We start from the raw sequence: 19,170 nt of genomic DNA, 5'->3' as shown, positions 1-19,170 counted from the left end.
CTTACATTATATTGCTAAAGGAAAAGTTGTCCGTCCATCACATGTTAAATTCTTTTCAAGAGTGTTTACAAATCATACGACAGGTGTTGTTTGTCCCAGTGAACGTGTAATTGAAAAATTACGGGATTATGGAGTGACCGCACCAATGAGAATTATTCCAACAGGGATCGAAATTGATAAGTTTTTACGTCCCGATATTACTGAGGAAATGATCGCTGGAATGCGTCAACAACTAGGTATTGAAGAGCAACAGATTATGTTGTTATCGTTAAGTCGAATTTCTTATGAAAAAAATATTCAAGCAATTATTCAAGGGTTACCACAAGTTATTGAAAAATTACCACAAACTCGTTTAGTAATAGTTGGAAATGGTCCCTATCTAGAGGATTTAAAAGAATTAGCAGAAGAACTAGAAGTTAGTGAATACGTTCAATTTACGGGTGAAGTGCCAAATGAAGAAGTCGCCATTTATTATAAAGCTGCTGACTATTTTGTCAGCGCATCAACGTCGGAAACACAAGGCTTAACTTATACAGAAGCGATGGCTGCTGGTGTTCAATGTGTTGCAGAAGGGAACGCCTATTTAAATAATTTATTTGATCATGAAAGCTTAGGCAAAACTTTTAAGACAGACAGTGATTTTGCCCCAACATTGATTGACTATATACAAGCAAATATTAAAATGGACCAAACTATTTTAGATGAAAAATTATTTGAAATTTCTTCTACAAACTTTGGCAACAAAATGATTGAATTTTATCAAGATACATTGATTTACTTTGATCAACTTCAAATGGAAAAAGAAAATGCGGACTCAATAAAAAAAATTAAAGTAAAATTTACATCTTTAAGAAAATAAACTGCAAAACTTTCCTCCTTCGTTTATACTGAAGGAGGAAAGTTTTTTATTTTAAGAACGGAGGAAGCTACTATGTCTAAAATCGGCTTTATTGGAACGGGTGTCATGGGGAAATCAATTATTCGTAACATGATGAAAAACAATTTATCTGTCAATGTTTACAATCGAACAAAAAGTAAAACAGATGATTTAGTTGCTGAAGGAGCAGTTTGGTATGATACGCCAAAAGCAATTGCGGAAGCGAGTGATATCATTTTTACAATGGTTGGCTTTCCTTCAGATGTTGAAGGCGTGTATTTTAATGAAACAGGGATTTTTCAAGCAGATCTTACAGGTAAAATAGTAGTAGATTTAACCACAAGTACGCCGACCTTGGCTGAAAAGATTGCCAAAAAAGCAGCAGAAGTGGGTGCTCATGCGTTGGATGCGCCAGTTTCTGGTGGTGACTTAGGTGCTAAAAATGGTACTTTAACAATTATGGTTGGTGGCGATCAAGAAAGTTATGAGACCGTCTTACCAATTTTCAAAACATTTGGTAAAACGTTTATGCTACACGGCTCAGCTGGAAAAGGGCAACACACTAAGATGGCGAATCAGTTAATGATTGCAGGCACAATGACCGGTTTGACTGAAATGCTCGTTTATGCAAATGCGACAGGATTAACTTTAGAAAAAGTTCTGGAAACAGTCGGTGGTGGTAGTGCTGCGAACTGGTCATTAAGTAATTATGGTCCGCGTATTTTAAAAGAAGATTATACGCCAGGCTTTTTTGTTAAACATTTTATCAAAGATTTAAAGATTGCGTTAGATGAAGCAAAAAAACTTGACCTTCCATTGCCAGCGACGCAAAAAGCGACAGAATTATATGAAAGCCTTGCAGATAAAGGGTTTGAAAATGATGGCACACAGGCCTTAATTAAGCTTTGGTGGACAGATGGCAAGCAACCAACGAATAAAAATTAAAGAACAACAAAAAAATCAAAAAAAATGACGAAAAATCATGCAAGTTAGGCAATGTTTTGTTACAATGGTACAGAACTAGTTTGCAAAAGGAGGCCCACTGATGAAACATTCACAACTTGTGGCGATTATTAAGAGACTGGAAGCAATGATCGAAGCAGCAGATAATGAAGTACAAGTACGCCGCTTTGAACGTGAAGGCGTAGAGAAATGTATTGTAAGTTTTGATAAATCAACAGAAACATTTGAATTAACAGAATCTGATACGCACCAAAGCTATCAATTCGATAACATCGATATTGTAGCAATGGAAATTTACGACTTAATTCAATAATTAATCGTCCTACATTTTAATAAGGGAGTGGAGTAGAAGCACCAAAGCTTCTGGTTCACTCTCTTCTCGTATTATCCAGTCAAGTTGTAGCAATAGCTTAGTGGGAGTTTAAGAATTATATAACAAAAATCACTGGCACTTCTCAATCAGGGGAGTGCCAGTGATGCTTTTTAGTTGCACTTCTTTCCTTTTTCTGTGAAAATAGTTTGGGTATCAAAGTAATTGATCCTTTTTTTAAAAGCCTCGTCCCTTGAAAATGCGCCTTTTTTGAAATATTTGAAGAATATTTCATTAAAAATATAGAAAATTCTCTTGCATTCTTTGCTTATTTACGATATAGTTTGAACATCAAATGTTTTGATAATCAAAGTATATGGATGGTGCACAGAATGGAACCTAATTTAGAAACAGTCAACGATTACTTAGTCAGTGTCTTTAATGACATCTTAACGATTGAAGAATCTGAATTGAAAAAATCACAATTTAATGATTTATCCATTACGGAGATGCACACAATCGAAGCAATTGGTATGTACAAGAAAAAAACGTCTTCAGAAGTAGCCAAGGAACTGTCAATTACCGTCGGAACACTTACTGTAGCGATTAACAACTTAGTTAAAAAAGGCTATGTTGAACGTTTGCGTAGTGAAGATGATCGACGTGTAGTAAAGCTTGGCTTAACTAAAAAAGGAAAATTACTTTTTAGAGTCCATCAGCATTTTCATCGTGAAATGGTTAAAAACATTTTGAAAGGCATGGAGCAAGAAGAAGAACAAGCGCTGTTAAGAGCACTAAAAAATCTTCATGATTTCTTGCAAGAATACAAATAAAAAGTGAGGATCCCCATGAAGAATTATGCACGAATTAGTTGTACAAGCCGTTATGTTCCAGAGAATTGTGTCACGAATCAGCAACTGAGTGAAATGATGGATACCTCTGATGAATGGATACATTCGCGAACAGGCATTAGTGAACGTCGCATCGTTACGCAAGAAAATACGTCTGATTTATGTCATCAAGTCGCAAAACAGTTATTGGAAAAATCTGGAAAGCAAGCAAGTGAGATTGACTTTATTTTAGTTGCAACAGTGACACCAGATTTCAATATGCCTTCTGTTGCTTGCCAAGTGCAAGGCGCAATTGGCGCTACTGAGGCTTTTGCTTTTGACATCAGTGCAGCGTGTTCTGGTTTTGTCTATGCCTTAAGCATGGCAGAAAAACTAGTCTTAAGTGGTCGTTATCAAACAGGTCTAGTAATTGGTGGCGAAACATTTTCCAAAATGTTGGATTGGACCGATCGCTCCACAGCGGTGCTTTTCGGTGATGGGGCTGCCGGCGTCTTGATTGAAGCGACTGAGACACCGCATTTTCTAAATGAAAAATTACAAGCAGATGGACAACGGTGGGCGGCTTTAACGTCAGGCTACACGATCAACGAAAGTCCTTTTTATCAGGGGCATGAGCAGGCTAGTAAGACGCTACAGATGGAAGGACGTAGTATTTTTGATTTTGCGATTAAAGATGTTTCACAAAATATTTTATCACTCGTGACGGACGAAACCGTGGATTATCTTCTACTACATCAAGCAAATGTGCGCATTATCGATAAAATTGCACGTAAGACGAAGATTTCCCGCGAGAAGTTTTTAACGAATATGGATAAATATGGCAATACCTCAGCTGCTAGCATTCCTATTTTGTTGGATGAAGCAGTTGAAAATGGGACCTTAATTTTAGGTTCCCAACAACGCGTGGTGCTAACAGGATTTGGCGGCGGCTTAACATGGGGCTCACTGCTCCTAACGCTGTAAAAAACTGTTCACATATAAATGAAGAAAATGACTATTTTGGAGGAATATACACATGGTATTTGAAAAAATTCAAGCAATTATCGTAGAAGAATTAGGAAAAGATGCTGAAGAGGTACAATTAACTACAAACATTCAAGAAGAATTAGATGCGGATAGCTTAGATTTATTCCAAATCATTAACGAAATCGAAGATGAATTTGATGTGAAAATCGAAACAGAAGATGGCATCCAAACCGTTCAAGATTTAGTAACATATGTAGAAAAACAACAAGCAAACTAATACATGAAAATAGGGGGCTGGGACATTTAATTGCTAAATGACCCAGTCCCTAAAAAAACAAGTAAATAAGCCGGAAAAATCCTTTTTTACTTGAATGAAGTGTACTTATCTTAGAACTAAAGGACGTATAAAATCAATGAATCAACAGTTATGTGAGTTGCTTGGAATCAATTATCCCATTTTTCAAGGCGGTATGGCTTGGGTAGCCGATGCTTCATTAGCAAGTGCCGTGTCAAACGCTGGTGGATTAGGGATTATTGCTGGCGGCAATGCCCCAAAAGAAGTCGTAAAAAAAGAAATTAAAAAAGTTAAAGAATTAACGGAGCAACCCTTTGGTGTCAATATCATGTTACTTTCACCTTTTGTCGATGAAATTGTCGATTTGGTTTGTGAAGAACAGGTTCCTGTCGTAACGACAGGTGCGGGCAATCCAGCCAAATACATGGCTCGCTTTAAAGAACATAACATTAAAGTAATCCCAGTAGTTCCTTCAGTTGCTTTAGCAAAAAGAATGGAAAAAATTGGTGCCGATGCTGTCATTTTTGAAGGAATGGAAGCTGGTGGACATATTGGCAAGTTAACCACTATGAGTGGCTTACCGCAAATCGTTGACGCTGTGTCAATTCCTGTGATTGCAGCAGGTGGGATTGGTGATGGTCGTGGTATGGTTGCTGCCTTTATGTTAGGTGCTGAAGCAGTCCAGTTAGGCACACGTTTTTTAATTGCAAAAGAATGCAACGTTCATCCAGATTATAAACAGAAAGTTTTAAAGGCACGTGATTTAGATGCAGTAATTACCTGTCAACATTTTGGCCATCCAGTGCGTACTTTAAAAAATAAATTAACCGCTCAATATAATCAATTAGAAAAGCAAGAACTTCAAAAAGAAGTACCTGATTTAGAAATGTTTGAAAAGATTGGTCAAGGCGCTTTGCGCAAAGCTGTCGTTGACGGGGATATGGATTACGGTTCCGTCATGGCGGGACAAATTGCCGGGTTAATAAAAAAAGAAGAAACAGCCCAAGAAATCATTGATTCACTCATGTCTGAATGCAAAGCGATTGTACATAAGATGAATCAGCGTTGGGGCTAAGTGAATAATTTTAACAAAAAATGAGGTGTCGTATGAAAACAGCGATTTTATTTAGTGGACAAGGAGCCCAGTATCAAGGGATGGGTGAAGAATTATATCACCAAGAAGCGATTGTTCGGGAAACTTTCGATGAAGCAAGTCATATCTTAGGTTATGAGATGGCAGAACTTTGTTTTACTGAAAATGAACGTTTAAATGAAACAGAATATACGCAACCTGCTATTTTAACAGTCAGTGTCGCATTTTACCGTCTTTTGCAACAAAAAGGACTAACACCTGATGTCGTAGCGGGTTTAAGCTTAGGGGAATACAGTGCTTTGGTTGCCAGCGGGGCTTTGCGTTTTTCAGAAGCAGTGGCCTTGGTCCAAAAGCGCGGTCAGTACATGACAGACGCAGCACCACAAGGAACTGGCAAAATGGTTGCTGTCATGAATGCTGAGCGTGAAGTAATTGAAAAAGCCTGTCAAGAAGCCAGTACTTTCGGAATTGTGGCTCCAGCAAATTATAATACACCACAACAAATCGTGATTGGTGGTGAGGTTGCTGCTGTTGATCAAGCGATGATACTTCTCAAAGAAGCTGGTGTGAAGCGAATGATTCCGTTAAATGTGAGTGGTCCTTTCCATACGGCACTGTTACAACCAGCATCAAAAAAATTGGCTCAGGATTTAGCAAAATTGAACTTTCAAACGATGCAAATTCCTGTCATTAGTAATACGACTGCCGAAATTATGCCCCAAGAGGCAATTCAAGCGTTATTGGAAAAGCAAGTCATGTCTGCGGTACGTTTTGAAGACAGTATCGAAACGATGAAGGCTATGAACGTGGGAACGATGATTGAAGTTGGTCCAGGGAAAACATTAACTGGTTTTGTTAAAAAAATTGACAAAACAATTGAAATGCACCGTGTGGAAGATGTTGCAACATTAACAGAAACGTTAACAGCACTTACTGGGAGGTAAAAAATGGAATTAACAGGGAAAAACGTATTTATTACTGGAAGCACTCGTGGGATTGGCAAAGCAGTTGCGTTGGCTTTTGCGAAAGAGGGCGCCAATATTGTTTTAAACGGTCGGAGTGAGATTACGCCAGAACAACGACAAGAAATTGAAGCCTTTGGGGTAAAATGTATTGGCCTTTCTGGAGATATTTCCGATTTTGATGCAGCAGGTGAGATGATTCAAGCAACTGTTGACCAATTAGGCTCGATTGATATTCTGGTGAATAACGCTGGGATTACGAATGATAAATTATTATTACGAATGACAAAAGAGGATTTTAATGCCTGTTTAGATATTAACTTGGTAGGAACTTTTAACATGACTCAACAAGCGGTTAAACGTATGATGAAACAACGAAGTGGTCGGATTATTAATATGGCTAGCGTTTCTGGTTTAATGGGAAATGTTGGTCAAGCAAACTACGCTGCGAGTAAAGCGGGTGTCGTTGGTTTTACTAAATCGGTGGCACGAGAAGTTGCGCCGCGCGGTATTACCTGCAATGCGATTGCACCAGGGTTTATCCAAACAGAAATGACGGATGTTTTATCGGAAAAAGTTAAAACACAAATGAATGCGCAAATTCCCTTACAAACGTTTGGGCAAGTCGAAGATGTCGCAGCTACAGCGATATTCTTAGCTAAAAGTCCCTATATTACTGGGCAAGTCGTGAATGTTGATGGCGGCTTAGTCATGCACGGATAAACGAAAGGAGTCAAAAGGATGAATCGAGTAGTTATTACCGGTTACGGTGTCACCTCGCCGATTGGCAATGAACCTGAGACTTTTTTAGAAAGTTTGAAAACAGGGGAAAATGGTATCGGACCGATTAGTAAATTTGATGTTAGTGAAACAGGTGTCACCTTAGCAGCTGAAGTGAAAGACTTTCCAATGGAAAAATATTTTGTTAAAAAAGATGGCAAACGCATGGATAAGTTTTCGTTATTTGGCATTTATGCGGCCTTAGAAGCAATGGCTATGAGTGGCTTGGATACCAGTCAACTAGATGTGGATCGGTTTGGCGTCATGGTGGGTTCCGGGATTGGTGGTTTGGAAACAATTCAAAATCAAGTAATTCGGATGCACGACAAAGGACCTGAACGTGTGGCACCGTTATTTATTCCAATGGCGATTGGAAACATGGTGGCGGGAAATATTGCTTTACGTGTTGGTGCCAAAGGAATTTGTACGTCAACAGTGACGGCTTGTGCTAGTGCAACTCATTCAATTGGGGAAGCGTTCCGCAATATCAAACATGGCTACTCCGATGTCATTATTGCTGGTGGAGCAGAAGCGCCTATTACAGAAATCGGTATTTCAGGATTTGCTTCCTTGACCGCTTTAACAAAGGCGACTGATCCAGAAAAAGCCTCAATTCCCTTTGATAAAGAACGTAGTGGATTTGTGATGGGAGAAGGAGCGGGTGTCTTTATTTTAGAATCATTAGATCATGCTCTAGAACGAGGCGCAACTATTTTAGGTGAAGTGGTTGGCTATGGTGCTAATTGCGATGCCTATCATATGACATCGCCAACACCAGATGGGAGCGGCGCAGCGAAAGCCATGGTACTAGCAATGGAAGAAGCGGGGATTTCTCCAGAAAAAATTGGCTATATTAACGCCCATGGAACAAGCACACAAGCTAATGACAGTGCAGAATCTAAAGCAATTGAATTGGCTTTAGGTGATGCCGCAAAAACGGCGTATGTAAGTAGTACAAAGAGTATGACGGGACATCTCTTAGGCGCCGCTGGTGGAATTGAAGGAATTGCTACCCTAAATGCTTTACAACATCAATTTATTCCGCCAACCATTAATGTGGAAAATCAAGATGAAGCAATTACGGTGAACGTTGTTTTAAACGAAAGCAAAGAGCATAAATTTGATTATGCTTTAAGTAACTCGCTAGGCTTTGGTGGCCACAATGCAGTTATTTGCTTAAAACGCTGGGAGGATTAACATGCAGTTAGAAGAAGTAAAAGCACTATTAACACAATTTGATCAATCAACTTTAACCGAATTTGATTTACGAGAAGGCTCGTTTGAATTATATATGAATAAAAATACAGTTTCTGGACGAAGTGCCGTAGAACCAGTGGCGCAACCACAAGAAACACCAGTAGCCGCTAGTGGTGTGTCAGTGCCTGTTGAAACAGTTTCTGTCGTTGAAGAAACGCCAACCAATACACCGACAGCCAATGAAAAGACAGAAGAAATTACGTCACCTATTGTAGGAATCGTTTATTTACAACCAGCACCAGATAAAGAGAACTTTGTCAAAGTAGGAGACACTGTTAAAACGGGTGACGTTGTGTGTATCGTTGAAGCGATGAAATTAATGAATGAAATTACGGCGACAGTTGACGGCGTGATCACCGAAGTGTTAGTCAACAATGAAGATGTGGTTGAATTTGGTCAGCCGCTATTCCGAGTTGCTAAAGGAGAATAAAACATGAAATTAACAATTACAGAAATTCAAGAAATTTTACCACATCGCTATCCCTTTTTATTATTAGATAGTGTTGAAGAAGTCATTCCCGGGGAACGCGTTGTAGCGAAAAAGAATGTAACGGTTAATGAGCAAGTTTTTCAAGGTCATTTTCCTGGGAATCCTGTTTTGCCAGGAGTTTTAATTATTGAATCGTTGGCTCAAGCAGGCGCCGTGGCATTACTTTCAATGCCTGAATTCAAAGGGAAAACGGCATACTTTGGTGGATTAGATAAAGCAAAATTTAGACAAAAGGTAACACCAGGCGACACATTAATTTTAGAGGTTGAACTTTTAAAAGTCCGCGCTTCTGCTGGAATGGGTAAAGGTGTAGCAAAAGTTAATGGAAAAAAAGTTGCCGAGGCTGAATTAACCTTTATGATTGGATAGGTGAAAAATGTTTTCGAAAGTATTAATCGCAAACCGCGGAGAAATCGCTGTTCGTATTATTCGTGCCTGTCGCGAATTAGGCGTTCAAACAGTTGCTGTTTACTCTGAAGCGGATCAAGAAGCGTTACACACACAGTTAGCAGATGAAGCCATTTGTATTGGACCGGCGAAAGCAACTGATTCTTATTTAAATGTTCAAGCTGTTTTAAGTGCAGCGATTGTTACCAATGCTGAAGCGATTCATCCAGGGTTTGGTTTCTTATCTGAAAATAGTCAATTTGCTTCAATGTGCGAAGAATGTAACATTACTTTTATCGGTCCTAAAGCAGAAACGATTGATGCAATGGGCAATAAAATAAATGCACGTCAACTGATGCAGAAAGCCAAGGTACCTGTTATTCCTGGGAGTGATGGCGTCATTGATTCTGTCGAAGAAGCGTTGACGATTGCTGAAGAAATTGGTTACCCAGTGATGTTAAAGGCAGCTGCTGGTGGTGGCGGAAAAGGAATCCGAAAAGTTCTTTCAAAAGAAGAGTTACCGAAACACTTTACTTCAGCGCAGCAAGAAGCCAAAGCCGCATTTGGTAATGATGATATGTATTTAGAAAAAATTATTTATCCAGCACGTCATATCGAAGTGCAAATTTTAGGTGATCAATATGGGCATGTGATTCACTTAGGGGAACGTGATTGCTCACTACAAAGAAATAATCAAAAAGTGTTAGAAGAATCACCATCGATTGCTATTTCTGAAGAAAAGCGTCAGATGTTAGGCGAAACGGCCGTTCGAGCGGCACAAGCTGTGCATTATGAAAATGCCGGAACCATTGAATTTTTGATGGATCCAGCTGGCGACTTTTATTTCATGGAAATGAATACCCGCATCCAAGTCGAACATCCAGTTACGGAAATGGTAACAGGGATTGATTTAGTCAAAGCACAATTAGAAATTGCTTCAGGTGAACCTTTAGGCTATACCCAAGAGGATGTTACCATGACTGGGCATGCGATTGAGTGCCGAATTAACGCTGAAAATCCTGCCTTTAATTTTGCTCCTTCACCAGGTAAAATTCAAAATCTCTTGTTGCCTAGTGGTGGAATGGGCTTGCGTGTAGACAGCGCTATGTATTCAGGGTATTCAATTCCACCTTATTATGATTCGATGATTGCGAAAGTCATCGTACATGGTGAAAATCGTTTTGATGCCTTGATGAAAATGCAAAGGGCTTTAAATGAAATTGTAACAGAAGGTATTATTACGAATGCCGAATTCCAATTGGATTTAATTACACATGACAATGTTTTGACAGGTGACTATGACACAAGCTTTTTACAAGAAACATTTCTACCAAATTGGGAGCCAGAAAGCAATCATTAAAGAAAGAACGCCGCAAGAGCTCTCTTGCTTGGAAAGATCAGTGATCTTTTGAAAGGAGCTGAGCTCTTGCCGCTAAAATACGAGGAGTAAGCAAATGGCATTATTTAAAAAGAAAAATTACATTCGCATTAATCCAAATCGTGCTGATGCAAATGATGCATCAAAGAAGCCTTCTGTTCCAGATAATATGTGGGCAAAATGCCCTTCTTGTAAGCGAACACTGTATACAAAAGAAATGGGTGCAGAAAAAATCTGTCCGCATTGTGGCTATAGTTTTCGGATTGGTGCATGGGAACGATTAGCGATAACCGTTGATGAAAAAAGTTTCCACAATTGGGACAGTGAATTAGTGACAAAAGATCCACTAAATTTTCCTGGTTATCTTGAAAAAATTGAAAAAATGCAAGAAAAAACTGGGCTAGATGAAGCTGTCTTAACGGGAGAAGCAACAATTGAAGGACAAGCTGTTGCAATTGGAATCATGGACGCTAATTTTATCATGGGCAGTATGGGAACGATTGTTGGTGAAAAAATCACACGCTTGTTTGAGCGGGCGACGGAAAAGCATTTACCAGTAGTGATTTTCACTGCATCTGGTGGTGCCCGTATGCAAGAAGGGATTTTTTCATTGATGCAAATGGCGAAAATTTCGGCCGCTTTGCAACGGCATAACAAAGCAGGCTTGCTGTATCTTACGGTATTGACTGATCCAACGACTGGCGGTGTTACCGCAAGTTTTGCGATGGATGGCGATATTATTTTGGCAGAGCCTCAGAGTTTAATCGGTTTTGCTGGCCGCCGTGTAATTGAACAAACGATTCGTCAAGAGTTGCCAGATGATTTTCAAAAGGCCGAGTTTCTTTTAGAACATGGTTTTGTAGATCAGATTGTGCCAAGAAATCTTTTGCGTCAACGATTGAGCGACTTGTTACGTTTACATTCTTTGGAAGGGTGGCGCTAACATGGAAAAGAAAACAGCCAATGATGTTGTTACCTTGGCAAGAGCCCAAGATCGTTTGACAACTTTAGAATATATAGAAGCCATTTTTGAGGACTTTTTAGAATTTCATGGGGATCGTTACTTTGCCGATGATTTAGCTGTAGTCGGTGGTGTTGCTACTTTGCAAGGGAAACCAGTTACAGTGGTAGGTATCCAAAAAGGCCGAAATCTACCAGAAAATATTGAACGTAATTTTGGTTCACCTAATCCTGAAGGGTATCGCAAAGCGTTACGTTTAATGAAACAAGCGGAAAAATTTAATCGCCCAGTCATTACCTTTGTGAACACTGCTGGTGCCTATTGTGGGATTGGTGCCGAAGAGCGGGGCGAAGGGGAAGCCATTGCGCAAAACCTGTTAGAGATGTCTGATTTGAAAGTGCCAATCATTTCAGTCATCATTGGTGAGGGCGGTAGTGGCGGTGCTTTAGCTTTAGCAGTCGCAGATGAAGTTTGGATGTTGGAACACACGATTTATGCGGTTCTTTCGCCAGAAGGTTTCGCCTCTATTTTGTGGAAAGATGGCAGTCGTGCGAAAGAAGCAGCAGAATTGATGAAAATCACAGCGACAGAGCTGAAGGAATTAGCTATTGTAGATAAAGTAATTCCAGAAGTTATGAACGGTCAGCCTCTGGAACAAGCAAAAATTAATCGCATGTTACAAAAAGCGTTTATTTCAAAATTAACTGAATTAGCTAAATTAGATACGGAAACGTTACTAGAAAAAAGATACCAACGTTTTCGCAAATATTAGAAGTTACTACTCATCAACGAACTTTTCAGGGGTTGATGGGTGGCTTTTTTTATTTTTTCTTTTATTTTACTTGTTCTTTTACAAGGAACGACCGTCCTTTATAGAAATTTTCAGCAAAATGCAGTATAATACAATAGGTAGAGACTGAAGCATAATTGTTTAGTTATGTTTCAGTCTCTTAAAATCGAAGAAACTACATAGTGTCAGTGAGAGGAGTCACGATGTTTTCAAAATATAAACCGACATGGATGATTGATGCGATTTATAAAATTACCCCCGCACAATTAAAAAAACTGGGGATTAAGGCAGTACTAACTGACTTAGATAATACGTTAATTGCTTGGAATAATCCCGATGGAACAGAAGAATTAAAAACTTGGTTATTAGAGATGAAAAATGCAGGAATTACCGTCCTTGTTGTTTCAAACAACAAAGACAGCCGGATTAAACGCGTTGTTGAAAAGTTTGACTTAGATTATGTAGCACGTGCCTTGAAACCAACCGCACGTGGCTTCAAATTAGCAGAAAAAAAATTAGGCTTGAAGCCATCTGAAATGTTAATGGTCGGCGATCAGATTATGACAGATATTCGGGGAGCTAACGCAGCGGGTATACGCAATGTTTTAGTTCAACCGATTGTCGATACAGATGGCTGGAATACTAGAATCAATCGGTTCTTTGAACGGAAAATTATGAAATACTTATCAAAAAAACATCCAGAAATGACATGGAGAGGCGGATTAGAATGACAGAGGCAATTCATTGTATTGGCTGTGGTGCGATTATCCAAACGGAAAATCCTCATGAATTAGGCTATACACCAAAAACAGCTTTCGAAAAAGGAATGGAAACAGGGGAAGTTTATTGCCAACGTTGTTTTCGCTTAAGACATTATAATGACATTCAAGATGTCCAATTAACAGATGATGACTTTTTACGTTTATTGAATGGTTTAGGAACAGAAGATGCACTGATTGTGAACGTAGTGGATATTTTTGACTTTAATGGCTCTCTTATTCCAGGACTACATCGTTTTATCGGAGATAATCCTGTGTTGTTAGTTGGTAATAAAGTGGATGTTTTGCCTAAATCATTAAAAAAACCTAAAATGGTTCAATGGATGAGAGAACGGGCCCATGAAGCAGGATTACGCCCTGTTGATGTTTTACTAACAAGTGGCAAGAAACCACAAGAAATGCAAGAGTTATTAGATACGATCGAAAAATATCGTGAAGGCCGAGACGTTTATGTCGTAGGTGTGACCAATGTTGGAAAATCAACATTAATCAATCAAATCATTCAACAAACAGTGGGTGTTCAAGATGTGATTACGACATCACAATTTCCTGGAACAACGCTAGATAAAATTGAAATTCCATTAGACGATGGCCACTTCTTAATCGATACGCCGGGAATTATTCACCGTCATCAAATGGCACATTACCTAGGTAAAAAAGACTTGAAAATTATTGCACCGCAAAAAGAAATCAAACCAAAAGTTTACCAATTAAATGCTGAACAAACCTTGTTTTTAGGTGGCTTGGCTCGCTTTGATTATGTCCAAGGTGCTAAAAGTTCCATCATTGCCTACGTTTCCAATGACTTAAATTTACACCGAACAAAAACAGCAACCGCCGATGCTTTTTATGAAAAACATGTTGGTGGCTTATTGCAGCCCCCACGTGCCGATGAAGTCGCTGAGTTTCCTGAATTAGTGCGCTTTGAATTTTCCGTGAAAGAAAAAACGGATATTGTGTTTGCTGGTCTAGGTTGGATTACTGTCACAGAACCTGGTGTAGTCGCTGGTTGGGCGCCTAAAGGTGTCGATGTTTTACGTAGAAAAGCATTAATTTAAATTTTAGAGAGAAGGCAAACAATTTGAAACTTAGAGGAAAACAAAAACGTTATTTACGTAGTCAGGCACATCATTTACAACCTATTTTTCAAGTAGGCAAAGGTGGTTTGAATGACGCAATGATTACACAAATTGATGAAGCGTTGGAAAAACGTGAATTGATTAAAATTACGTTATTACAAAATACAGATGAAGTAGCAGAAGAGGTTGCAGAAGAACTAACAGCAGCCATTCATTGCGATGTGGTACAAATTATTGGTCGCGTGTTGGTCTTATTCAAGCCATCAAGTAAAGAAAAATATCAAAAAATTTCAGCAGCAGTCAAAGAGATTTAATATTGGAGGGATGAACAATGGGAGAAAAAAGACAAGCGCGTCAAGGAGCGGACGTTCTCTTGCAAGAGGAACCGTTACGTTTTCAAACAAGAAAGCAAGTCGGCTTGTTAGGTGGTAATTTTAATCCCGTTCATTTAGCACATCTTGTCATGGCCGATCAAGTTCAAAATCAACTAGGTTTGGACAAAGTTTACTTAATGCCTACGTACTTACCACCACATGTAGACGAAAAGAAAACAATTAGCAGCGAACATCGGTTAGCAATGTTAGAACTAGCGGTGTCTGATAATCCCTGCTTAGATATTGAGCCAATTGAATTAATTCGCAAAGGCAAAAGTTACACGTATGATACGATGAAAGCTTTAAAAGAAGCCAATCCAGATACTGATTATTATTTTATAATTGGTGGAGATATGGTGGAATACTTGCCCAAATGGCATCGGATTGATGACTTACTCCATTTAGTTCAATTTGTCGGCATTCGGCGTCCTAATTATCCAACGGAATCTACCTATCCAATTATTTGGGTCGATGTTCCGCAGATGGCGATTAGTTCCACTTTGATTAGACAAAAAGTCAAAAGTGGTTGCTCAACACGCTATCTTCTTCCAGAGAATGTGATAAACTATATTCAAGAGAAGGGACTGTATCAAGATGAGCTGGATAACAAATTATGATGCTGCACAACGTGAATTATTAATGCAAAAAGTTCAAATGCAAATGAGTGAACGTCGCTTTCGCCATGTGTTAGGAGTCGAGGAAACAGCTGTGGCCTTGGCAGCGAAATATGGTGCCGATGAAGCCAAAGCCAGTATTGCTGCTTTGACGCATGATTACGCCAAAGAACGTCCAAACGATGAATTCGAGTTGATTATTCGCCGAGATGGTTTTGATTTGGCTTTATTAAACTATGGCAATGAAATTTGGCATGGCTTAGTTGGGGCGGATATTGTTCAACGGGAATTAGCCATTGATGACGAAGAAATCTTGCAGGCAATTCGTGTGCATACAACTGGGGCTGCTAAGATGAGCTTGCTAGATAAAATTATTTATGTCGCAGATTACATTGAACCAGGACGTGATTTTCCAGGTGTGAAAGAAGCCCGTGAAATTGCCCTTGTTGACTTAGATGCAGCGGTTGCTTATGAAACGAAACATACCTTGTTACATTTGATTGAACAAGAACATAAAATTTATCCAAAAACGTTAGAGACCTACAATCAATGGGTCGTTAATCAAAAATAAAAGAAGAAAGAATTACTAGGAGGGAACTATCATAGATAGCCAGAAAATTTTAGAAATTGCTGTCAAAGCAGCAGATTCAAAACGAGCAGAAGAAATTGTCGCATTAGACGTAAGAGAGATTTCATTATTAGCAGATTATTTTTTAATTTGCCAAGCCAATAGTGAACGTCAAATCAATGCGATTGTTGATGAAATTAACGAACAAGAAGCCAAAAATCAAGTAGAAGTCAAACGTGTGGAAGGTAAAGAAGGCGGAAAATGGATTTTAATCGATTTAGGCGATGTTATTGTCCATGTATTCCAATCTTCAGAACGTGCCTTTTACAACTTAGAAAAATTATGGTCAGATGCCCCAATGGTTGATCTAAGCGCTTGGGTTGACTAAAATGGCCTATGAAACGTTTGCTTTCGTCTATGACGAAGTGATGGACGAAAGCCTATACCAAAAATGGTTGGATTTTTCCAATCGTCATCTCCCACAAGGAACCCAACAAATTCTTGAAATGGCTTGTGGTACAGGCGCTTTAGCAGTTGATTTCGCGAAAAGTGGTTACGATGTGACGGCCTTAGACTTATCAGAAGAAATGTTGATGATTGCTAGTGAACGAGCCTTTGAAGAAGAAGTGCCAGTTCAATTTGTTCAGGGAAATATGCTAGATTTATCTGAAGTGGGACAATACCAAGCCATCACTTGTTTTTCTGATTCACTGTGCTACATGGCTAACCGCCAAGAAGTACAACAAGTGTTCGATGAAGTTTATCAAGCGTTAGAAGAGGAAGGAACGTTCATTTTTGATGTTCATTCTACTTACAAAATTGATTCAGTTTTTCCAGAATATAGCTATCATTATCAAACAGAAGAATTTGCTTTTCTATGGGATAGTTACGCTGGTGAAAAAGAACACAGCATCGAACATTTCTTAACATTTTTTGTGAAAGAACAGGAAACAGATGAGCACTTTGTTCGGTATGATGAATTGCATCAAGAACGAACCTATTCGTTAGATAACTATTTACGAATGTTAGAAAGTGCTGGTTTCATGAACGTCAAAGTTTATGCAGACTTTACAGATGAAGCACCAACTGAAACAAGTGAACGCTGGTTCTTTGTTTGTCAAAGAGATTAATAAGATTTGGCTTATGAGCTTGGGACAGCGCTTAAAAACGTTGGTCTCTTTGCTGATAAGTCCATTTTTTTATAACGGAGGTGGCTAGAGTGAAAGCCTGTGGCATTATCGTGGAATATAATCCCTTTCATAATGGACATCGCTATCATGCCCAACAAGCTCGCCAACAAAGCGGAGCTGAAGTAGTAATTGCTATAATGAGTGGAAATTTTTTACAAAGAGGAGAACCAGCCTTACTAGATAAGTGGGCCAGAGCAGAAGAAGCTTTGCAAAATGGTGTGGATTTAGTCATTGAATTGCCGACAGCTTGGTCGGTACAGTCTGCGGATTACTTTGCCAAAGGCGGTATAAAGTTATTGCAGGCGTTGCAATGTGAGAGCTTATGTTTTGGAACAGATAGTACAAGCGCAATTGATTATGCGGCTTTCGGCCAGTTTGTCCAAGAAAATCAATCCTTAATTGATCAAACGTTCCACGCATTGACAGACAAACAATTGAGTTATCCACAAAAAATGACTGCTGTTTTTCGTCAAGTATATCCTGAAAGCAGGTTTGATTTTTCTTCGCCTAATCATATTTTGGGGATGAGTTATGCAAAGGAAAATGCCACGTATCCAACCCCGATGACGCTCTACCCAATTGCTAGAAAACAAGCGGGCTTTCATGATGCAACGATTTCTGGGAAAGTTGCTAGCGCCACGGCGATTAGGCAAAGTGTTTTTCAACAAGAAATAACGCAAGTGCTGCCAACGGTTCCTTCTATAACCGCACAACATTTACAAACACAAGCAATGATTTCATGGGAAAACTATTGGCCCTTCCTAAAGTATAAAATTGTTCAATCCTCGTTAGAAGAGTTACAAGCCATTTACCAAATGACGGAAGGACTTGAACATCGACTAAAAGATCAAATCCAAGCAGCAGGTTCTTTTCACGAATTAATGGAACGTATGAAAACGAAGCGTTATACTTGGACAAGGTTGCAACGATTAGCAACCTATATATTGTTAAATATGACCAAAGAAGAAGTTGAAACTGCTTGGCAAAACAGTTATCTCCATGTGCTAGGATTTACGCCAAAGGGACAAGCTTATCTAAAAGAAACCAAAGCACAGATTCAATTGCCGGTAATTTCCAAAGTATCTAAAGAAAACCGCGCAATGCTTTCATTAGATATTCGCGCCAATCAACTATATCAGATGGGAGATTCTTCTTTAAAAGAACAAAATTTTGGTCGGTTTCCCTTACGATTTTCGCCAGATACCTAAAAAATACTTAACAAAAATCAGTTTCCCCAGTATAATAAACAAGGGATAAGATACTAACAACAAATCAGAGAAAGCGAAGTGAGAATATGGGCCGTAAATGGGCAAATATTAAAGAGAAAAAAGCTGCCAAAGACGCAAACAATAGCCGTGTTTATGCAAAATTCGGGATTGAAATTTACGTAGCAGCGAAGTCAGGAGACCCTGATCCTCATGCAAACCAAAAATTACGGTTTGTAATCGAACGCGCCAAAACATACAATGTACCAAAACATATTATTGATCGCGCTATTGAAAAAGCAAAAGGTTCAGCAGATGAACAATATTCTGAATTACGCTATGAAGGATTTGGGCCAAATGGTTCAATGGTCATTGTTGATGCTTTAACAAACAACGTGAACCGAACAGCAGCAGATGTGCGGGCCGCATTTGGTAAAAACGGCGGAAACATGGGTGTCAGCGGTGCTGTTTCCTATATGTTTGATAATACAGGTATCATTGGCTTTGCTGGTGACGATGCGGATGAAATTTTAGAATACTTAATGGAAAAAGACATTGATGTTCGCGATGTTGTTGAAGAAGACGGTCAAATTATCGTTTACACAGAACCAGAAGATTTCCACCATGCACAAGAAGCGTTAAAAGAAAAAGGCATTGAAGAATTCACGGTTACTGAGTTAGAAATGGTTCCACAAAACGAAGTAACATTAGAAGGCGACGATTTGGCGAACTTTGAAAAAATGTTAGACGTTTTAGAAGATTTAGAAGATGTTCAAAAAGTTCATCATAATGTAGATTTACCTGAATAATCCATTTGTTCGTTTGTTTTAAGATTTAGAAAGTGAGCCATCGGTCATTTTGACTGATGGCTCACTTTTTTTCATATAATATATAGAAAAAAGAAAGTTGATTGATAAGTCCATGTGACACAAAGCATTCAATGACAGGTTCAACTTTTGTCTGTTCCATAAATATTTGTCTAAACAGTTGAATTAATAGTA

General features: G+C 38.9%; 24 protein-coding genes (1 of these 24 running past the window's edge). All 24 read left to right on the top strand.

Going from position 1 to position 19,170, the window contains the following annotated elements:
- Nucleotides 1–859: the 3' portion of a cell wall glycolipid biosynthesis glucosyltransferase BgsB gene (bgsB, locus tag IGL93_RS11120; RefSeq protein WP_010776120.1), read on the top strand. Its footprint begins 365 nt before the window's first position; the window shows 859 of its 1,224 coding nt (coding positions 366–1,224); its start codon lies beyond the left edge, outside the window; it ends in the stop codon at nt 857–859.
- 72 nt (nt 860–931) lie between these two features.
- Nucleotides 932–1,822: an NAD(P)-dependent oxidoreductase gene (locus IGL93_RS11115; RefSeq protein ID WP_002359377.1), complete on the top strand. Its 891-nt coding sequence runs from the start codon at nt 932–934 to the stop codon at nt 1,820–1,822.
- 100 nt (nt 1,823–1,922) lie between these two features.
- Nucleotides 1,923–2,153: a YkuJ family protein gene (locus tag IGL93_RS11110; protein WP_002379802.1), complete on the top strand. Its 231-nt coding sequence runs from the start codon at nt 1,923–1,925 to the stop codon at nt 2,151–2,153.
- Between the two features lie 389 nt (nt 2,154–2,542).
- Nucleotides 2,543–2,983, top strand: coding sequence for a fatty acid biosynthesis transcriptional regulator FabT (fabT, locus tag IGL93_RS11105; RefSeq protein ID WP_002362455.1), 441 nt, complete (start codon nt 2,543–2,545; stop codon nt 2,981–2,983).
- A gap of 15 nt (nt 2,984–2,998) precedes the next feature.
- Complete coding sequence (locus IGL93_RS11100) at nt 2,999–3,964, top strand: beta-ketoacyl-ACP synthase III (RefSeq protein WP_010776119.1); 966 nt, start codon at nt 2,999–3,001, stop codon at nt 3,962–3,964.
- A gap of 52 nt (nt 3,965–4,016) precedes the next feature.
- Nucleotides 4,017–4,244 carry an acyl carrier protein gene (locus IGL93_RS11095; RefSeq protein WP_002356278.1) on the top strand — a complete coding sequence of 76 codons (228 nt, stop codon included), beginning with the start codon at nt 4,017–4,019 and terminating at the stop codon, nt 4,242–4,244.
- A gap of 136 nt (nt 4,245–4,380) precedes the next feature.
- Nucleotides 4,381–5,337 carry an enoyl-[acyl-carrier-protein] reductase FabK gene (fabK, locus tag IGL93_RS11090; RefSeq protein WP_010707125.1) on the top strand — a complete coding sequence of 319 codons (957 nt, stop codon included), beginning with the start codon at nt 4,381–4,383 and terminating at the stop codon, nt 5,335–5,337.
- Nucleotides 5,338–5,369: 32 nt separating this feature from the next.
- Nucleotides 5,370–6,299, top strand: a complete 930-nt coding sequence (fabD, locus tag IGL93_RS11085) for an ACP S-malonyltransferase (RefSeq protein ID WP_010776118.1) — start codon at nt 5,370–5,372, stop codon at nt 6,297–6,299.
- Nucleotides 6,300–6,302: 3 nt separating this feature from the next.
- Nucleotides 6,303–7,040, top strand: a complete 738-nt coding sequence (fabG, locus tag IGL93_RS11080; protein WP_002356283.1) for a 3-oxoacyl-[acyl-carrier-protein] reductase — start codon at nt 6,303–6,305, stop codon at nt 7,038–7,040.
- Nucleotides 7,041–7,058: 18 nt separating this feature from the next.
- Nucleotides 7,059–8,294 carry a beta-ketoacyl-ACP synthase II gene (fabF, locus tag IGL93_RS11075; RefSeq protein WP_010776117.1) on the top strand — a complete coding sequence of 412 codons (1,236 nt, stop codon included), beginning with the start codon at nt 7,059–7,061 and terminating at the stop codon, nt 8,292–8,294.
- Nucleotide 8,295: 1 nt separating this feature from the next.
- Nucleotides 8,296–8,784 (top strand): acetyl-CoA carboxylase biotin carboxyl carrier protein, encoded by a 489-nt coding sequence (gene accB, locus IGL93_RS11070; protein WP_002397489.1) that lies wholly within the window; start codon nt 8,296–8,298, stop codon nt 8,782–8,784.
- Between the two features lie 3 nt (nt 8,785–8,787).
- Entirely contained in the window at nt 8,788–9,213 is a 426-nt protein-coding gene (fabZ, locus tag IGL93_RS11065; protein WP_002356286.1) for a 3-hydroxyacyl-ACP dehydratase FabZ, read from the top strand.
- A 7-nt stretch (nt 9,214–9,220) separates the two neighbouring features.
- Nucleotides 9,221–10,591 carry an acetyl-CoA carboxylase biotin carboxylase subunit gene (locus IGL93_RS11060; protein ID WP_002367303.1) on the top strand — a complete coding sequence of 457 codons (1,371 nt, stop codon included), beginning with the start codon at nt 9,221–9,223 and terminating at the stop codon, nt 10,589–10,591.
- A gap of 94 nt (nt 10,592–10,685) precedes the next feature.
- Nucleotides 10,686–11,552: an acetyl-CoA carboxylase, carboxyltransferase subunit beta gene (gene accD, locus IGL93_RS11055; protein WP_002356293.1), complete on the top strand. Its 867-nt coding sequence runs from the start codon at nt 10,686–10,688 to the stop codon at nt 11,550–11,552.
- A 1-nt stretch (nt 11,553) separates the two neighbouring features.
- Nucleotides 11,554–12,342 (top strand): acetyl-CoA carboxylase carboxyl transferase subunit alpha, encoded by a 789-nt coding sequence (locus IGL93_RS11050; protein ID WP_002362363.1) that lies wholly within the window; start codon nt 11,554–11,556, stop codon nt 12,340–12,342.
- 221 nt (nt 12,343–12,563) lie between these two features.
- Nucleotides 12,564–13,091 carry a YqeG family HAD IIIA-type phosphatase gene (locus IGL93_RS11045; RefSeq protein ID WP_002356296.1) on the top strand — a complete coding sequence of 176 codons (528 nt, stop codon included), beginning with the start codon at nt 12,564–12,566 and terminating at the stop codon, nt 13,089–13,091.
- Nucleotides 13,088–14,197 carry a ribosome biogenesis GTPase YqeH gene (gene yqeH / locus IGL93_RS11040; RefSeq protein ID WP_284954640.1) on the top strand — a complete coding sequence of 370 codons (1,110 nt, stop codon included), beginning with the start codon at nt 13,088–13,090 and terminating at the stop codon, nt 14,195–14,197. Before IGL93_RS11045 ends, yqeH begins: the two co-directional genes overlap by 4 nt.
- Nucleotides 14,198–14,220: 23 nt before the next feature.
- Nucleotides 14,221–14,532, top strand: a complete 312-nt coding sequence (gene yhbY / locus IGL93_RS11035; protein WP_002356298.1) for a ribosome assembly RNA-binding protein YhbY — start codon at nt 14,221–14,223, stop codon at nt 14,530–14,532.
- Between the two features lie 17 nt (nt 14,533–14,549).
- A complete protein-coding gene (locus IGL93_RS11030; protein ID WP_002379799.1) occupies nt 14,550–15,209 on the top strand; it encodes a nicotinate-nucleotide adenylyltransferase in 660 nt (219 codons plus the stop codon).
- Nucleotides 15,187–15,777 carry a bis(5'-nucleosyl)-tetraphosphatase (symmetrical) YqeK gene (gene yqeK, locus IGL93_RS11025; protein ID WP_002356300.1) on the top strand — a complete coding sequence of 197 codons (591 nt, stop codon included), beginning with the start codon at nt 15,187–15,189 and terminating at the stop codon, nt 15,775–15,777. Before IGL93_RS11030 ends, yqeK begins: the two co-directional genes overlap by 23 nt.
- 46 nt (nt 15,778–15,823) lie before the next feature.
- A complete protein-coding gene (rsfS, locus tag IGL93_RS11020) occupies nt 15,824–16,162 on the top strand; it encodes a ribosome silencing factor (protein WP_033072556.1) in 339 nt (112 codons plus the stop codon).
- A 1-nt stretch (nt 16,163) separates the two neighbouring features.
- Nucleotides 16,164–16,904 (top strand): class I SAM-dependent DNA methyltransferase, encoded by a 741-nt coding sequence (locus IGL93_RS11015; RefSeq protein WP_002356302.1) that lies wholly within the window; start codon nt 16,164–16,166, stop codon nt 16,902–16,904.
- Nucleotides 16,905–16,984: 80 nt separating this feature from the next.
- Nucleotides 16,985–18,172 carry a nucleotidyltransferase gene (locus IGL93_RS11010; protein WP_025192711.1) on the top strand — a complete coding sequence of 396 codons (1,188 nt, stop codon included), beginning with the start codon at nt 16,985–16,987 and terminating at the stop codon, nt 18,170–18,172.
- Between the two features lie 86 nt (nt 18,173–18,258).
- Nucleotides 18,259–18,978: a YebC/PmpR family DNA-binding transcriptional regulator gene (locus IGL93_RS11005; protein WP_002356305.1), complete on the top strand. Its 720-nt coding sequence runs from the start codon at nt 18,259–18,261 to the stop codon at nt 18,976–18,978.
- The last annotated feature ends 192 nt before the right edge of the window (nt 18,979–19,170 follow it).

The sequence above is a fragment of the Enterococcus sp. DIV1328a genome (assembly GCF_050536905.1).
In the GTDB taxonomy this organism is placed as follows: domain Bacteria; phylum Bacillota; class Bacilli; order Lactobacillales; family Enterococcaceae; genus Enterococcus; species Enterococcus faecalis.
Note: the sequence above shows the minus strand (reverse complement) of the source record. Positions and strands in the feature narration are given on the sequence as shown.

Coding starts and splice junctions, on each gene's coding strand:
- fabZ (WP_002356286.1), top strand. CDS start 8,788: ATGAAATTAACAATTACAGAAATTCAAGAAATTTTACCACATCGCTAT.
- yqeH (WP_284954640.1), top strand. CDS start 13,088: ATGACAGAGGCAATTCATTGTATTGGCTGTGGTGCGATTATCCAAACG.
- fabK (WP_010707125.1), top strand. CDS start 4,381: ATGAATCAACAGTTATGTGAGTTGCTTGGAATCAATTATCCCATTTTT.
- IGL93_RS11110 (WP_002379802.1), top strand. CDS start 1,923: ATGAAACATTCACAACTTGTGGCGATTATTAAGAGACTGGAAGCAATG.
- IGL93_RS11100 (WP_010776119.1), top strand. CDS start 2,999: ATGAAGAATTATGCACGAATTAGTTGTACAAGCCGTTATGTTCCAGAG.
- IGL93_RS11050 (WP_002362363.1), top strand. CDS start 11,554: ATGGAAAAGAAAACAGCCAATGATGTTGTTACCTTGGCAAGAGCCCAA.
- IGL93_RS11045 (WP_002356296.1), top strand. CDS start 12,564: ATGTTTTCAAAATATAAACCGACATGGATGATTGATGCGATTTATAAA.
- IGL93_RS11115 (WP_002359377.1), top strand. CDS start 932: ATGTCTAAAATCGGCTTTATTGGAACGGGTGTCATGGGGAAATCAATT.
- IGL93_RS11095 (WP_002356278.1), top strand. CDS start 4,017: ATGGTATTTGAAAAAATTCAAGCAATTATCGTAGAAGAATTAGGAAAA.
- yqeK (WP_002356300.1), top strand. CDS start 15,187: ATGAGCTGGATAACAAATTATGATGCTGCACAACGTGAATTATTAATG.
- accB (WP_002397489.1), top strand. CDS start 8,296: ATGCAGTTAGAAGAAGTAAAAGCACTATTAACACAATTTGATCAATCA.
- IGL93_RS11005 (WP_002356305.1), top strand. CDS start 18,259: ATGGGCCGTAAATGGGCAAATATTAAAGAGAAAAAAGCTGCCAAAGAC.
- fabT (WP_002362455.1), top strand. CDS start 2,543: ATGGAACCTAATTTAGAAACAGTCAACGATTACTTAGTCAGTGTCTTT.
- fabG (WP_002356283.1), top strand. CDS start 6,303: ATGGAATTAACAGGGAAAAACGTATTTATTACTGGAAGCACTCGTGGG.
- IGL93_RS11030 (WP_002379799.1), top strand. CDS start 14,550: ATGGGAGAAAAAAGACAAGCGCGTCAAGGAGCGGACGTTCTCTTGCAA.
- fabD (WP_010776118.1), top strand. CDS start 5,370: ATGAAAACAGCGATTTTATTTAGTGGACAAGGAGCCCAGTATCAAGGG.
- fabF (WP_010776117.1), top strand. CDS start 7,059: ATGAATCGAGTAGTTATTACCGGTTACGGTGTCACCTCGCCGATTGGC.
- IGL93_RS11015 (WP_002356302.1), top strand. CDS start 16,164: ATGGCCTATGAAACGTTTGCTTTCGTCTATGACGAAGTGATGGACGAA.
- IGL93_RS11060 (WP_002367303.1), top strand. CDS start 9,221: ATGTTTTCGAAAGTATTAATCGCAAACCGCGGAGAAATCGCTGTTCGT.
- accD (WP_002356293.1), top strand. CDS start 10,686: ATGGCATTATTTAAAAAGAAAAATTACATTCGCATTAATCCAAATCGT.